At 55.7% G+C, this 14,710-nt stretch carries 16 protein-coding genes and 1 tRNA gene; 8 read left to right on the top strand and 9 right to left on the bottom strand.

Translation table 11 applies throughout. The annotated features are described in order from the left end of the window. Positions 1-281: 281 nt before the first annotated feature. The 5 genes from HMPREF1628_RS04970 to HMPREF1628_RS04950 all read left to right on the top strand — a co-directional run bounded on the left by HMPREF1628_RS04970 (position 282) and on the right by HMPREF1628_RS04950 (position 3,815). Positions 282-1,370 (top strand): tyrosine-type recombinase/integrase, encoded by a 1,089-nt coding sequence (locus HMPREF1628_RS04970; protein WP_198030404.1) that lies wholly within the window; start codon positions 282-284, stop codon positions 1,368-1,370. Between the two features lie 243 nt (positions 1,371-1,613). Continuing rightward, complete coding sequence (locus HMPREF1628_RS04965) at positions 1,614-1,817, top strand: helix-turn-helix domain-containing protein (RefSeq protein WP_034508720.1); 204 nt, start codon at positions 1,614-1,616, stop codon at positions 1,815-1,817. A 415-nt stretch (positions 1,818-2,232) separates the two neighbouring features. Next, positions 2,233-2,478 carry a helix-turn-helix domain-containing protein gene (locus HMPREF1628_RS09295; RefSeq protein ID WP_084703243.1) on the top strand — a complete coding sequence of 82 codons (246 nt, stop codon included), beginning with the start codon at positions 2,233-2,235 and terminating at the stop codon, positions 2,476-2,478. Beyond that, positions 2,475-3,407, top strand: a complete 933-nt coding sequence (locus tag HMPREF1628_RS09290; RefSeq protein WP_034508715.1) for a bifunctional DNA primase/polymerase — start codon at positions 2,475-2,477, stop codon at positions 3,405-3,407. Before HMPREF1628_RS09295 ends, HMPREF1628_RS09290 begins: the two co-directional genes overlap by 4 nt. Then, positions 3,408-3,815, top strand: coding sequence for a hypothetical protein (locus tag HMPREF1628_RS04950; RefSeq protein WP_034508713.1), 408 nt, complete (start codon positions 3,408-3,410; stop codon positions 3,813-3,815). 1,445 nt (positions 3,816-5,260) lie between these two features. Here HMPREF1628_RS04950 and HMPREF1628_RS04945 read toward each other — a convergent pair. Continuing rightward, positions 5,261-5,346: transfer RNA gene (locus HMPREF1628_RS04945), tRNA-Ser, on the bottom strand. A 25-nt stretch (positions 5,347-5,371) separates the two neighbouring features. After that, on the bottom strand, positions 5,372-6,010 hold the full coding sequence (gene tadA, locus HMPREF1628_RS04940) for a tRNA adenosine(34) deaminase TadA (RefSeq protein WP_232219388.1): 639 nt from the start codon (positions 6,008-6,010) through the stop codon (positions 5,372-5,374). Between the two features lie 81 nt (positions 6,011-6,091). Here tadA and upp point away from each other — a divergent pair, with 81 nt between their 5' ends. Beyond that, complete coding sequence (gene upp, locus HMPREF1628_RS04935) at positions 6,092-6,730, top strand: uracil phosphoribosyltransferase (protein ID WP_034508711.1); 639 nt, start codon at positions 6,092-6,094, stop codon at positions 6,728-6,730. A gap of 85 nt (positions 6,731-6,815) precedes the next feature. Here upp and HMPREF1628_RS04930 read toward each other — a convergent pair whose 3' ends face one another. From HMPREF1628_RS04930 to HMPREF1628_RS04910, 5 genes are all read right to left on the bottom strand, one after another. After that, positions 6,816-7,652 carry a MetQ/NlpA family ABC transporter substrate-binding protein gene (locus tag HMPREF1628_RS04930; protein ID WP_034508706.1) on the bottom strand — a complete coding sequence of 279 codons (837 nt, stop codon included), beginning with the start codon at positions 7,650-7,652 and terminating at the stop codon, positions 6,816-6,818. 100 nt (positions 7,653-7,752) lie between these two features. Beyond that, entirely contained in the window at positions 7,753-8,457 is a 705-nt protein-coding gene (locus tag HMPREF1628_RS04925; protein WP_034508702.1) for a methionine ABC transporter permease, read from the bottom strand. Beyond that, a complete protein-coding gene (locus HMPREF1628_RS04920; protein WP_034509024.1) occupies positions 8,454-9,443 on the bottom strand; it encodes a methionine ABC transporter ATP-binding protein in 990 nt (329 codons plus the stop codon). Before HMPREF1628_RS04920 ends, HMPREF1628_RS04925 begins: the two co-directional genes overlap by 4 nt. Before the next feature lie 113 nt (positions 9,444-9,556). Continuing rightward, on the bottom strand, positions 9,557-9,970 hold the full coding sequence (locus tag HMPREF1628_RS04915) for a fluoride efflux transporter FluC (RefSeq protein ID WP_052038887.1): 414 nt from the start codon (positions 9,968-9,970) through the stop codon (positions 9,557-9,559). Beyond that, positions 9,967-10,368 (bottom strand): fluoride efflux transporter FluC, encoded by a 402-nt coding sequence (locus HMPREF1628_RS04910; RefSeq protein WP_034508698.1) that lies wholly within the window; start codon positions 10,366-10,368, stop codon positions 9,967-9,969. The genes HMPREF1628_RS04915 and HMPREF1628_RS04910 overlap by 4 nt, the downstream gene beginning before the upstream one ends. An 80-nt stretch (positions 10,369-10,448) precedes the next feature. Between HMPREF1628_RS04910 and HMPREF1628_RS04905 the strand changes: the two genes are divergently transcribed. Both HMPREF1628_RS04905 and gluQRS read left to right on the top strand, forming a co-directional pair. Further along, on the top strand, positions 10,449-11,210 hold the full coding sequence (locus HMPREF1628_RS04905; RefSeq protein ID WP_034508694.1) for a hypothetical protein: 762 nt from the start codon (positions 10,449-10,451) through the stop codon (positions 11,208-11,210). 39 nt (positions 11,211-11,249) lie between these two features. Beyond that, complete coding sequence (gene gluQRS, locus HMPREF1628_RS04900; protein WP_034508689.1) at positions 11,250-12,158, top strand: tRNA glutamyl-Q(34) synthetase GluQRS; 909 nt, start codon at positions 11,250-11,252, stop codon at positions 12,156-12,158. Positions 12,159-12,237: 79 nt separating this feature from the next. Here gluQRS and HMPREF1628_RS04895 read toward each other — a convergent pair whose 3' ends face one another. Both HMPREF1628_RS04895 and HMPREF1628_RS04890 read right to left on the bottom strand, forming a co-directional pair. Next, positions 12,238-13,755, bottom strand: a complete 1,518-nt coding sequence (locus HMPREF1628_RS04895; protein ID WP_052038886.1) for an MFS transporter — start codon at positions 13,753-13,755, stop codon at positions 12,238-12,240. Positions 13,756-14,125: 370 nt separating this feature from the next. Then, the gene (locus HMPREF1628_RS04890; protein ID WP_034508686.1) at positions 14,126-14,311 is read right to left on the bottom strand and encodes a hypothetical protein; all 186 of its coding nucleotides are present in this window, start codon (positions 14,309-14,311) and stop codon (positions 14,126-14,128) included. Between the last annotated feature and the right edge of the window lie 399 nt (positions 14,312-14,710).

Raw genomic sequence — 14,710 nt, 5'->3', positions numbered from 1 at the left:
ATAACAAGCAAAAGTGCTAATCTACTTGATCTATCAATTATGGTCTAGTAGGGTTAAAACATGTCGAGATGTTGTACATATGTTGCACGCTTGTTGCACACTCCTTCATTCACTTTCCCTTATTAACTCAAGGAATAATCATGCCCAGGTCATCGGTAGGCTCAGTTAGAAAGCTAAAATCGGGACGGTATCAAGCGAGCGTAGAGCATCCGGAGTCTACGAGTAACAAACGTCGACGCATTAACGCCCCCTACACTTTCGCTACACGCCGCGAAGCTAATATGTGGATAGCTGAAATCTCTGGTGAGATTGAGCGCGGTGAGTGGAAGACACCCGAGCAGCTTGAAGCGGAACGACTCGAAGCGGAACGACAAGCACTCATTGACGGGTACACGTTAGGCGAGTATTGGGAAGAGGTTTACGCGCCGCGCAAATCGGGCACGCTTGCAAGCACTACTTGGCACGCCTATGAAAGCCACTACCGGAACCACATTTCTAAGCGGTGGGTTAACGTGGCACTTAAAGACATCACACGACGCGACGTGCAACAGTGGAGAGACAGCGAGCTAGTGGCTAAACGCAAGGGTAAAAGCTTGCCCTTGAAGTCCGTCTACGACACGTTCAGAGCCATTATCAACGAAGCTATTAGCGATGAGTACTTAGACGTTTCCCCACTGCCACCTAAGGGAATGCCAAAAGCCCGCAAAGCACAGGGCTTTAAGTCGCGTAGGCACGAACCGCGAGCGCTATCACCAGACGTAATACTTATGATTGCTAACGACCTGCCCCCATCCCAGCAAGGGATATTTCTTTTACAGGTCTTGCTTGCACTACGACCGGGGGAAGCACGAGAGCTAAGACGCGGGGATATAGACCTTGAAGGTAGGACGGTTACTATTAGGCGTTCATGTTCCGGTGACGGTAAACGCAAAGCAGTTGGCGCTCCTAAGACTGAGGACGGGGTGCGCACGTTATCGCTTACTGATGAAGCGCTCGCGGTGATTGAAGACGCGTTAAGTAAAACCCTACTTAAAGGTAAGGATGATTTAGTGTTCCCGTCCTCGCAAAACCCCCGTAAACATATAGGCGAATCAACCATGCAGATTAACCTTAGGCGGGCTATGAAAAGGCTAGGGCTAGAAACCGCGTCGCCCTACGACCTAAGGCACACGGGGGCGACGTTAGCCGCGAGTGTGCCCGGTGTGAGTGTGCGAGACATTCAACACCTGTTAGGACACTCAACCCCGAACATGAGTTTGACTTATATGCACGCCACCCAGCAGGCACAACAACGCCTAGCCGAAGGGGTTAGCGACGCTATCTTCGGCCCGTCCAACGTCATTGAACTACCGACCGGAACCGAAGAGTAAATACGAACGCGACGCGGCGTGTGAAACCGGTCACACGGTTAGCGGTGGCTCATGTGTCCAGTACGCTCGTGTACGCCCCCGTAAAGGTCATGTACACCTGAGCGTGTTTAAGTTATCCACAGGTTGCACCAAAACGACGAGCCGGACTTGCCGGACTTGCTGGACAGGTTCGAACGTCTGTTCTATCTTTCAAGTGTCTGAGATAAATCTCAAGACGTTATGTTAATGAAAGTAGGTGGATGGGTGAATCAATTCGTTGGCGGTTCACTAACCGTTGAGGAAGCGGCGGACCTTTTAGGGGTGTCTAGAAAGACGCTGTACGTGTGGATAGCGAAGGGTTTGGTTCCGAGTGTGAGAATCGGAAAACGAATCAAGCTCGATGGGCAGCTAATAAAAAATGTTGCTACCACCGGGCTCGACCTCGAAAGAGGTGTTGCCAGTGAGTAGCAACATTCAAATAATTCTCCCTTTAATGATTGTGGAAGGTCTTAAAGGGAAGAGATATAACATAAACGATTATACAGAGTCACCGGCTAATACCAGCAGTGATATGGGGCACGTCTGTAGGGTGGGGGCTGAATCTATACCCGTTGACAATAGGGCGGCAAGCAACAGCCCAGCATTAGACGGGACACCCGGCGCGAGCGTCAAGACTGTTTACGAGACGACCACGCGAATAACAATCACTACCAAACCGTTAGATAACGGGCGGTATCGTATCAACGCCTACATGTCCGCGAGCGACGCGGGCGGTAAAGGGTGGCGCAGGCGAAGGACTGCAAAATCAGTTCACGATATTGAACGTGTGAAACGTGATCTTAAACGCGAGGCCGTTTCTTTCGTGTGCGAGGGGGTGAACTAGATGAGTGAAAAGATTTTGTTCACAACCGAAGAGGCGGCGCACGCGTTGGGCATGAGCCTATGTCACTTGCGTGACCTAGTGGCGCGCGGTGTGATTCCTACCGTGAGATTAGGGCGGCGGCGAATGATTAAGCGTGACGTACTTAATGACATTGCAAACCGCGGGTTAGCGACAACGCCATCACAAAAGCGATCAATAAACTATGCGGGATGTGTTGGGTCTACTAGGAAGGCGGCCCGCATATGAGCGTGATAAACCATGACGAGCTAACACGCATAGATTCAGGGGTGCCGCTATTGGCAGGGGCGCTCGCGGCGGCGCGTGCTGGCTTAGAAGTTTATCCTTGCAAGCCGAGGACGAAACGCCCCGCGATTAAAGGAAACACAAACGCTACTAGCGACCTTGAACAGGTGCGCGCGTGGTGGAGGGCGAACCCTAATCACAACGTTGGCGTGTTGATTCCTAGCGACGTAGTGATATTTGATCTTGACGTTCGCAACTTCAACCCCCACGGGGTAACCTGTCCCGGCTTGATGGATATGTTTTGGCACTTAAAAGACGTGGTAGGCGATCTACCCGAAACGTTTGAAGTGCATAGCGGGCGCGGTGATGGCGGCGTGCACTTGTGGTTCAAGTGCAAGGGCATTGACGCTTGGAGCATTCCTCAGCACGCGTCCGCGTTGGGTAACGGGTTTGACGTGCTCACACGGTCAAAGGGTGGCGGGTGGGGCGTAATGTTTCCCCCGTCATTGCACCCACAAACGAGATTGCCTTACAAGCTAGTACCGCATCCGATAGCCGAGCTGCCTGAAAGAGCGGCGTTAATACTAAAGCAAGCGGCGCTTGATAAAGACTACCGACCCGCGAGCGCGAGCGGTGGACAGCACGGCGCGCGGCGGGCGGTGGTAAGTGGTCACATATACATGGGGGCAATGTCACCAAGACGGTGCGCGAGGGCTAACCACGCTTTGATCGCGTGGTATCAGGACAACGCTAAACCTGGTCAGCGCAACAACTTGCTTTTTAAAGTCGCGTGTACCCTGTCTGAGCGCGATGTAACGGAGGGCGAACTATCAGAGCTTGAGCGTGTAGCTATATCTAAGGGGCTAACCCTTACCGAAGTGCGATGCACAATCGCTTCAGCACGTAAGCGCGTGGCGGGTGGTGGTTTGTGAGTGAGCTACACGCTCCAAGACGAAGTTCACCAGGCTTTCGCGGGGGTGCTATCCCGTAGCGAACTCAGCTTGCTGTTAGTCATAGCAGGGTGCGCACCACACGAAACAGATAAGAAGACTGATCGTGAGGTTGAAGGTAGGACGTATAGGGCGCGTGAATGCTTTATTACGCAAGAGGTTATGGCGGCTAAATATGGAGGGGTTAAACCCGAATCTATAGGGCGCGTTAAACGAAGGCTTGCAAAGCAAGGCATTGATTGGCGCGTCCCTATCAACCCCGGTAAGAACGGAAAACCCGTGTACGCCTTTAACGGGCACGCTTGCGTGTACCGCATCCCGCCCTTTGAAGAAATGAAACGGCAAGCCGCTGGCGTTGCAGAAAGGCGGGGTATTACTACGAGCGTGTAAACGTTTGGCGCTCCCTTAGCGGTGCGCTATTGATTGAGTAGCGCCACTGAGCAACCTTAACCCGTTGTTCGGTGGCGCTTTCTCGTATTCCTAGAAAGGGCGGACAAGTGTCCTACCTTTAACAAGGTGTGTAAATCAAGAAAGGGCGGACAAGTGTCCTACCTAAAGGGCGGACAAGTGTCCTACCCATATAACTATAAGAACTATGTAACCAAGCAGTAGCGAAAGCCCCCGCACGTAGCACTCACGATTAACAGCTTGCACTTGATAAGAGCGGGCGGAGAGTTTGACGCGTGCGCACCGACAGCGCGCGCAGTAAAAGACAGTGCAACTCATTGATGAAAGTTTCAAGCGTCAATCTAATCGCTAACGCCCCAAGCCAGTGTTCGGTTATGGCGATGAGTAAGCAAGAGTTCTTAGGACGTGTTAGGCGACTAATCGGAACACAGGTAGACGCTAAAAGTATGAGTAACGCTTAACTATGTAGACGCACAAGGATTCCTCACAGCACGTTCAAAATACGAATTAAGGGAGACCGCGGCGGGTTTGTGCTTGATGTTTCGCGTCTTGTAGATACGGCAGAGCAGGCCGAAATGCTAGGGCGTGAGAACCAGCAAGAAAGTTATTACAGCATCACGGACGGCTACCCGGTTGACCTGTAAAAGTCCCTTATAAGGGTGGGAGGCGCGCGGCAACGCGCCTCCCGACCGGAAGGGGAGAAAGAACACAACCCTAGCCGGCCAGTATCGCAAAGCAAAGAAGCAAGCGATACATAACACCAAGACTATCACGATAGAGATTGCGGGCGATCCGCAGGCGGTTCATCAGTACGTGGTTAGGTAGCGCGGCGGTTTCAGAGCCCACGATCTGCTAGGTATTGCCCTTGTCTTAGGCTTTCACCCGGCGGCGTTTTGAGATGAGAGCATAAGCAAAACAGACTTACCGCCCCTCAACATAGCGGGCTAGTAACTTCAACGCCCATATGTCAACTGAATCAACCCGTCAAGCTTACAATCACTTTGGCAAATCGACCTTGTAACCCGTACCGTTTTCCATGACCTATCACGCTTGCGGTGCAAACTGGCCCAGGGGAAGGGATACCTCCCGGCATGCATACGTGTTCGATTTGCGCTGTAAGCGGCGTACAACGCTCGCGCGTAGGAAGATAGCGGGCGCAAACTGTTAGGCCGTTAAAAGCGCTGTTAGGCACCTTAGAAGCGGCATGGCTGTTTGAGCGTGACGAATGTTTCTACAACAAAGCCCCCATTGCCGTCTGTAATAGCTAAACAACGGAGGCTTATTGCGCTCGCGGGTGACGCTATGACAGTGGCGGCCTGTTGGTGGTGAATCTAAAACTAAAAAAGATGTTGCACATATGTTGCACGCACGCTACAAACAAAGAACCCCGGAACCACTTTTCCGCGTGATTCCGGGATTTACAGGGGCGGTAGCGGTGGGATTTGAACCCACGGTGGCTATTAACCACACAGCATTTCGAGTGCTGCACCTTCGGCCGCTCGGACACGCTACCTTTGGACTTTCATCCGGCCCTCATACTACATGGTGCGACGCGTTGAGAAAAACCCGCGGAGTTGAATTTCGCATTCCGTGCGCAAAATCTCGGGAATTACCTCCACCTGGTGGTTGAGACGCGAATCGCGAACCACATCTCGAATTGATCCTGCAGCCCCTGCTTTTGGATCCCACGCGCCCATCACTAGGCGTTTTACGCGCGCGTTCACTATTGCGCCGGCACACATTGTGCACGGCTCAAGAGTGACCACAAGGGTGAGGTCATCTAGCCTCCACGTGCCGCGGAGTTTCGCGGCATCGCGTAGCGCACTGATTTCGGCGTGGCCGGCAGGATCGGATTCCGCTTCTCGAGTGTTCCACCCCTCCCCCAGGATCGTGCCCCATTCGTCGATCACAACAGCCCCAACGGGCACGTCTCCCGCGGCTCGCGCCCGGTCAGCCAGGTAGAGGGCGCGGCTCATGGCGTTTTCGTAGATGGATTTCATTTCCAAGGGCGTAGGCGGATTCCTGCGCTCCCCACGCGCACTCAGAGCTTTGGTGCGTGCCTCTTGCTCAGCCAGCCGAGCCCTGGCCCTGGCTTGTTTTTCGGCTTGCTCAAGGTGTGCTTTGAGGTTTTGGGTGCCGTGTATCTCTACCCGACTCGGAAATGAATGATCAGCCATAATGCTTGATTTTAGCGAACTATTTGCAAAGAATGCCGCAAAGATTAACTTCCTCGTACCTGGTCAAGGTACGGTATAAGCATGCGTTTACATGTTGCTGAACACCCCCTCATTGCTCACAAATTGACTGTTTTGCGTGACGAGAGGACGCCGTCTGCGACGTTCCGTCTTCTTGCTGACGAACTCGTTACGCTTCTTGCCTATGAAGGCACTCGCGACGTCCTGGTTGAGGACGTCGAAATTACGACTCCGGTTACTAAGACTGTTGGTAAGCAGATCACTGGTCCGCGTCCGCTGGTTGTGCCGATTTTGCGTGCCGGTTTGGGCATGCTGGAGGGCATGACGCGGATGCTTCCAACCGCTGAGGTTGGCTTCCTCGGCATGAGGCGTGACCACGAGACGCTTGAGGTTGAGACTTACGCGAATCGTTTGCCTGATGACCTGTCGGGGCGTCAGTGCTTCATTTTGGATCCGATGTTGGCTACCGGCCACACCATGGTTGCGGCAATCAACTACTTGCTTGACCACGGTGCACGCGATGTGACGTGCCTGTGTCTGCTGGCCGCTCCAGAAGGATTGAAGACGGTTGAGGAGGCTGTTGGCGACCGCGCTAATGTACAGATCGTAACCGCATCTGTGGATGAGTGTTTGAACGAGAACGCTTACATTGTTCCCGGTTTGGGTGATGCGGGCGATCGCCTGTACGGAGTTTTGGACTAATCTTTTCTTGTTGAGATAGAAGTTGAGCCCGGATCAAACGATCCGGGCTCAACTTTTACCTATTCAGTCAGCTTCTCTCACGTTGTTAGAACGCGGGGATAACCGAGCCATCGGGCCAGGTGTCCTTGATGAACTGTGCAACTTCTGGCGAGTGCAGGAGCTTGTCAAGGGTCTGGATGGCCTCGTTGTTGTCATCTTCGGCGCGCCATACAAGGATGTTGACGTTCGGCGAGCCTTGAGGATTCTCTACGAGGAGAGCGTCCTTTGCAGAGGACAGGCCACCCTCTTCGGCGTAGTTACCATTGATGACCGCGATGTCAACGTCCGGGAGGGAACGCACTAGCTGCGGGCCTTCAACCTCAACGAACTCAACGTTCTTTAGCTTCTCGACATTGAAGATCGTTGCGTCTTCACCTTCGGGAACCTTCACGATGCCGGCGACTGCAAGCAGGTCGAGGGCGCGGCCCTGATTCGCAGTGTCGTTGATGATGCCGATCTTGGCGCCATCCTTGAGGTCGTCTAGCTTCTCAATCTTGTCTGAGTAGATCGCGAGGGGCTCCAAGTGGATGCCTTCGCCGTGCGAGAAGTCAACGCCTAGTTCCTTCTTCTGACCCTCGAGGTAAGGCACAGTCTGGTAGAAGTTAGCGTCGATATCGCCGGACTTTAGGGCCTGGTTAGGGATGACATAGTCGGTGTATTCAACGATGTTGAGATCAATGCCAGCGTCAGCAGCGAGCTCATCCTTAACGAACTTCAGGATCCGCGCGTGAGGTGCGGGGGAAGCTCCAACCGTGAGGGTGGTGACACCCTGTTCGGAAGCCGACTGGCTTTCAGTGCTGGTTTCTCCGCCGGAAGAGGAGCATCCTGCGAGGGTTAGGGCTAGCGCAGCTGCTGCTGCGGCAAATACACGGGTCTTACGCATTGTAATCAAGTCTTTCTGTGTTCAAGTTTGAAATTTGTTGGAGTGATGGCAAACGTGTTGCCCGGGAAGTCCAGGATTGTTATCCCGGCTGGTGGAGAGCTCAGCGGTGATCCACCAGCCGGCTCAGCATGTCTCCAACAACTTGGACTATTTGAACGATGATTACGATTCCCACCACGGAAACTAGCATGACGTCTCCTTGGAATCGGTTGTAACCGTAGTTCATTGCGAGTTGGCCGAGGCCGCCGCCACCGAGCACGCCCGCGATTGCGGAGTAGCCGATGAGGGTGACTGCAAGAACTGTTACGGAGTCAATGAGGGCAGGTAGAGCTTCGCGTACCTGTACGCCAAACATGATTTCCCACCTGCTGGCACCCATCATGTGGGCGGCTTCGATCTTGCCGGCGCTGACGCCGCGCACGTTTGTTTCTACGATGCGGGCAAAGAATGGGATTGCGCCAACGCTGAGCGGCACCACTGCAGCCTTCCAGCCGAGGGTGGTGCCTACAACGAAGCGAGTAAATGGAAGAACTGCAATTAGCAGGATGATGAATGGGATTGACCTGCCAACGTTAACGATGAATCCGAGTATTTGGTTTGCTACCCGGTTTGGGGTGAGGCCACCGCGGGCTGTAGATACCAGGAAGAGGCCGAGCGGGGTTCCAATCACTACGGTGATCACGGTTGCCCATGCGGTCATGCCTAGTGTTTGCCATACGGACGGCCAGAATGCCTCTTTAATGGCGGGGTTATCTAGCCACTGACTGTCAGCAGCGAGAGCGACTAGCGCTGTTGCTACGCTCATGATCGCACCTCCGCTGCTACATCGTTCTGTTCCAAAGTTTCCATGATTTGCTTTAAGTGCATGGTGGGCACGGTTAAAGCAAGGCGTCCTACTTGGACGTTGGACAGGGTTTCAAATGTTCCTGCCGTTACGTCGCCACCCATTCGTGATGCCATGGCAAGGACGGTGGCTCCGGTTGGGACGCCGGGGGTTGACGTGAACATGACGTCAAGAATCGTCGAGTTGGCGTCCTTATCGGTTTCGTCAATGGACGGCATGGGGACGAGTTCACGCGCAAGTTTCGATTTGGGGTTTGCAACGATCTCGTGGACGGGACCGGATTCGAGGATCTGCCCGTGTTCAAGCATGGTTGCGGAATCGCAAATTTCACGCACAACACCCATTTCGTGCGTGATGATAACGATGGTTACGCCAACTTCGTCCCTGATTTGTTGTAGCAACGCCAGGATTTGGCGCGTGGTTTCAGAGTCGAGGGCGGAGGTGGGCTCGTCACACAGCAGCACGGCTGGTTTGGTGGCGAGGGCGCGCGCAATGCCTACGCGCTGTTGCTGTCCACCCGAAAGTTGGGAGGGGTAGGAGCCGGCGCGATTCTCAAGGCCGACAACTTTGAGTAGTTCTGTTGCTCGCTCAAGGCGCTCTTTTTTGGACACCCCCGCAATTTTGAGCGGGTATGCAATGTTTTCAAGGGCGGTGCGCGAGTCCATTAGGTTAGCGGATTGAAAGACCATGCCGATCTTGCGGCGTGCTTTGCGAAGGGCCGAGTGGCCGAGGCCGGATAGGTCTGTGCCGTCCAGGTATACGGAGCCATCGGTGGGCTGTTCAAGACCGGTGAGGCAACGGATCAGAGTTGATTTGCCCGCTCCGGACTGGCCAACGATGCCATGAATTTCCCCCGCATTTACGGTCAGGTTTGCGTCGCTGAGTGCGCGCACTTCATTTCCGCCGCGCAGGACATACGTTTTGGAGAGGTTTTCGAGCTTGATCATAGGCTGGCTCATGTCCCCTCCTTCATGTCTGACGTTCTTGAGGATGTCTACGATTCTAGGACGAGTTGCCTCAAATCCCTTCTTCGTGTCCACCTTTTGGCGCGAGGTTTACCTCACATCCCGCTGATTGCAAGGCCAAGGAGGGCGCTGGCTACGCTGGCTAGTAGGCCAAATGTTGCGGTGATCACGCCGGATGTGATGCTCGTTTTGCGGGCCTCGGGCAAGGTGAGGATGTTAAGCACGTCGACCATTGCGGTGGAGAAGGTGGTCCAGCCTCCCAGTAGTCCGGTGCCGATGATCAGCCAGGTTTCCGCGCTGAGGTGTCCAACTAGGAGGCCGGCGAGGAAGGACCCGATTATGTTGATGGTGATGATGGGCCAGGCCAGGGCGGTGCGACGAATCAGTCCGGCGTTGGGTTTGACGGGAATGAGGCCGCGGCGTTTGAGCAGGTTTTGGAGGGCTAGGTCGGTGCGGTAGCGCGCATAGGCGCCGAGGCCGCCGGCAAGGGCCAGGTAGAGCCAGGTCATGCTTGCACTCCTTTGGCGGCGAGGTCTTTCGCAAGTCGAGTTCCAAGCCATGCGCCCGCAATGCCGGAAAGGATGGTGAGGGCGCCCGCGCCTAGCGCAAGGGCAAGGTTAGTGCCGCGCGCAATAGCGAGGGCGAAGGCGGAGTATGTGGTGAAGGCTCCAAGAAAGCCGGTGCCGGCAAAAATTTTTATGCGGTCCCACAGGGGGTGCATGCCACGTCGAACACTCCACGTGGTGATTAGGCCGCCCATGAGGAATGCGCCAACCATATTCACAAAAACGGTGGACACGTTGATGCCTGCGAAGGTGCTTGCAATGAGGGTGTCGATGAGGGCACGCGAGAGGGTTCCCAGCGCTGCGCCAAGGAACACGAGGAGGCCTGGTTTTATCTCGTACATAATCTCTCTACTTGCTGTGAGTGGTGCCGCCAGCCAGTCTACTCTTAGTGGTAGACGGGATTTTGGGGAGGTTCACGGCCATGTCTTGTTGCGAGTTGCCCGGCGAGACGCGTTCTGGGCTGTGGTCGAATCCGAAGACGATTTGGGCAGCACTGGCATTTTTCACTTTCTTCTTGGCGGTGTTTTCCACCGGGTCGCTGACGGCTGACGTGGTGGCGAAGCCGGGTTATTTGATGTTTGCGTCGGTGGTGGCGATGGCGTTATTCGCGGCTCCCGTGGTGCATCGAGAGTGGGCATTTGGCCGTGATTCCAATGCGGTGCTGGTGGTGTTGGGTTGGCTGGTGGCAACGGTTGTGTTTGTGCGCGCGTTTGCTGAAGTTTCACGTTTGGATGTGGTGACGGTTGGTTTGCCGCGCCCTCTTTTAGCGTTGCTGGGGGTGGCTTCAACGGTGATGGCGTTTCGAGCATCTAATGCGCGCTGGCCTAGTGTTCCGCGCGGTGACGAGGCGTGGCGGACGCAGCTTTCGGCCCTGTTGTCTCGGTATTATTCATGGCCTGATGAGGCGGTGAGGCACGCAGTGGAGGCTACAACCGCGAGCGCAAATGAGGCTGGATTGCCGTTGCAGGAAGCATTTGGTGACCCGTGGCAGGTGGCGGCTGAGTTTGTATTGAAGAGCCCGGATAATGCGCGCCCGAATGCGCGGATTCTGCTGGTGGCTGGCCTGGGGTTTGCAGCGTTGTCGGCGGCCTCGTTTGTGGTGGGCGGAGTGTCGCTGTATGCGGTTCTGGTTGGCATTTTGGGTGCGGGCATGATTTCGCTGTCATGGTTTTTGCGGCGGTAGGCTTGTTTTTACGCATTGAGCGTGTGGAGGGGAGGCCGCGTGGCTGCTGGTAGGTTTGCGCCGAGTCCGTCGGGTGATATGCACATTGGGAATCTGCGCACGGCGTTGTTGGCTTGGGCGTGGGCGCGGCAGTCGGGCCGCGATTTTGTGCTTCGCGTGGAGGATATTGACCGGGTGAAACCGGGCGCGGCGCAGCGCCAGATTGAGGATTTAGCGACGCTGGGTATTGATTGGGATGGCGATGTGCTGTTCCAGAGCACTCGCAGGCCGGCGCATGAGGCTGCGATTGCGCAGCTACGCGAAGCGGGCTTGTTGTTTGAGTGTTACTGCTCGCGTAGGGATATTAAGGAGGCGGCAAGCGCTCCGCATGTGCGCCCGGGTTCGTATCCGGGAACTTGTCGCGATTTGTCGCCGGCAGAACGTGAGCAGCGCAGGGCGGAGCTGGCGAGTGTGGGCCGGCGACCTGCTTTGCGGTTGAATCCGACGGTTGATGAATGGTCGGTTGAAGATGACTTGTTTGGCACGGTGACGGAGCCGATCGATTGCGTGGTGTTGCAGCGCGGTGATGGCACCTTGGCGTACAACCTGGTGGTGGTTGTGGATGATGCGTTTCAGGGTGTGGATCAGGTGGTGCGGGCCGATGATTTGCTATCGTCAGCGCCCGCGCAGGCTTATATTGCACACGCCCTGGGGCTCGAGCAGCCCCGTTATGCGCACGTGCCTCTAGTGATTAATGAGGCGGGTGACCGGCTGGCTAAGCGTGATGGTGCGGTTACGTTGCGCGAGTTCTTCGATTTGGGTTGGACTGTTGCGGACGTGGTGAGCAAGATCGCAGGGTCGCTCGGGTTTGAGGCGAGGTCGGCGGAGCAGTTCCTGGACGTGTTTGATCAGCGCAAGATGGTGCGCACTCCGTGGGTGTTCTCTCCTGCGGCTGGCCCCGCTAATTAGTTGAGGGGGCGGGCGCCGGCCCGCGTAGCCAGTGGGAAGGCGCGTGATTGAGGGGTTGGTGGCCTCCTCGTGAATGCTGTTATGCCTTACGGGCGCGGCGTAGGTCTAGGTAGCCGACTAGCAGGGCGAAGAGTTGCGCGGTGATGATCGCGATGAAGGCGATGAGGACGGCATTGTGGAAGCCGTACATGGGGGCCGTGGCGAAGTAGATGGCGGTCATGATTGCGTTGCCGATGGCGGTGGCGATACGTTCTACGGTTTGTTTGACGCCGCCGGCGGTGCCGCCGTGTTGGATGGGGACGTCTTGGAGGGCGAGGGTTTGGTTGACGGCTCCGAATGCGCCTTGACCGAAGCCGAAGAGGGAGAGGGGCGCGGCCATCCACCACAGGTTGATGTCGTGGCTGGCGATGAGGGCCACTGAAACGGCAGTGAGTAGTGACCCTACGATCATGAGGATGAGGGAGATTTGCACGACTTTGCGGCCGGCTTTGAGGGCGCGGTTTGATGCCCAGCGGGCGGCTACTGCGGAGAAGAACGAGCTGGGTAGCGCGATGGTGCCTGCAACCATGGCGGAGGCGCCGAGCCCTATTTGGAGGTACATCGCGATGATGGTGTAGGTGGTGGTGGAGCCAAGGAAGTAGGCGCCAGCAACGATAGTGCCCATGGAGAATGATGGGATTCTTAGTAGGTCAAGATTGACGAGGGGGTAGTTGCCTCGTTTGGTGTAGTGGGCTTCCCATTGCCACCAGGCGTATAGGAGGGCGACGGCAAGCGCGAAGATGAGGGCGAGCTGCCAGCGGAGTGGCCGCACGGTGAATGGGTACATGATGCCAAGCACGGCGGTGACGAGCAGGATGATGCCGATGGGGTCGAGGTCGATTTTTTGCCGCTGCCTGGCGGGGAGGATTTGCCAGTTTTTCTTGGCTTGGCGGCGTTCGCGCCGGGCAGCGGCGCGTCTGCGTTCGTTGGCGAAGGGAAGCCAGTAGAGGGCGAGGATGAATCCGATGATGCCGAAGGGGACGTTGATGAAGAAGGTGTAGCGCCAGCCGTTTTCCTCGCCGATTAGGGTGATGAGGGCGCCGGCGAGGACGGGGCCGATTGAGACGGCGACGGCTACGGTCATGCCGAACAGGCCGAAGGCTTTGGCACGGGCTTGGCCTTTGAAGGTTTGTTGGATGATGCCCATGACTTGGGGTGAGAAGAGGCCGCCGCCGATGCCTTGAATGATCCGCACGATGTTGAGGAACGTGGGGTCTGGTGCGAGTCCGGAGAGGATGGAGCCGACTACGAAGGTGATGAGGCCGATTTGGAAGAGGGTGCCGCGTCCGATGAGGTCTCCGAGTCGCCCGGCTGGTACTAGCACGATGCCGATGGCGAGGGCGTAGCCGGAGAGTACCCATTGGAGGTCAGAGTCGGTGGCGTTCAGGCCTACGCCGATGGTGGCGAGGGCTACGTTGACGGATGACACTGCGATTAGTGACATGGCTAGGGGGATGAGGAGGACTGCGAGGATCTTGCGGGGTTTGTAAACGCGGTCTACGCCGGGTACGCGGATTTCTCCGTCAAATGAGTCGCCCGGGGAGAAACTGTCAGCCACCGCTTTCCTCCTTATTTCTTCAAACGCTCAACATTGTTAAATATAAGCATCCGCCCGGGTGGATGCATAAGACAGCCGTTGTGCGGGCACCCGTTGTAAAGGTGCCCGTTGTAAAGGCTCTGGTTGTGTGCTCGATCGCGGGCTCACGCGTGATTACGAGCGCGCGCGGAACGGGGCCTCGCGTTTGGGGCAGTTGTTGGTGCCTGGCGTGGTACGTTTTGGGTATGTGCCGCGTGAAACTAGCAGCGCGGTGCTGGCCGAGTCAGGTTGAGTGTCATGATCCTGACCTGGTCGGGAGTCGTGCCGCAACGCGCCTCCTACCCTTTCGGGTCTTTCACGGGTAGTGGCGTCCCTAGGTCCCTAGCTATTGCTAATCAGGTGCCGAGCCTTCCTCAGGGCTGGCGACCAAACTGTTTTTAGCGGCTTCCTCGGCGCGCTTCTTTTGTTCGGCTTCCTTGGCTCGCTTGGCTTCTTCTTCCAATTCCTCAAGGTATTCACGCATCTCTTTGGAATGTTTACCTTCCCCGGTTACTGTGCCGGGGTATCTAGCGCCCACTTTTCCTGAATAGTGACGCGGTTGGGGGCCTTAGGGATAGGGGGTTTCATTTGTAATTCTCCTTAGCCGGTCGATTTAGGAAGCCCCGCCTGTAAGGCGGACATTTTCATCTAAACAGAGGGTGCGGACATTATTTTTGAAACCCGCTAGTCGCTTGACTGGCGATAAAGTAAACCCCGCAAGCGCGGGGAGAAATGGTACGTGTTTGAACCAGAAATTGAAAAAATGGGGTCATCCCCGCAAGTGCAGGGAACACACATAGCATTCTAGTCTTTGTTGGCCGCATGTGAGATCACCCTGTATACGTAAGGAGCGTTAAATATACGAAGTTAGAACTATTAGGTTCGAAGCTTATGAGTCTTGTCCTCACATGACGGGAAACGAGACCAAATTAAGGTT

The organism is Actinomyces sp. S4-C9 (genome assembly GCF_000758775.1).
Classification (GTDB): domain Bacteria; phylum Actinomycetota; class Actinomycetes; order Actinomycetales; family Actinomycetaceae; genus Gleimia; species Gleimia europaea.
This window is presented reverse-complemented; position numbering and strand designations above follow the sequence as displayed.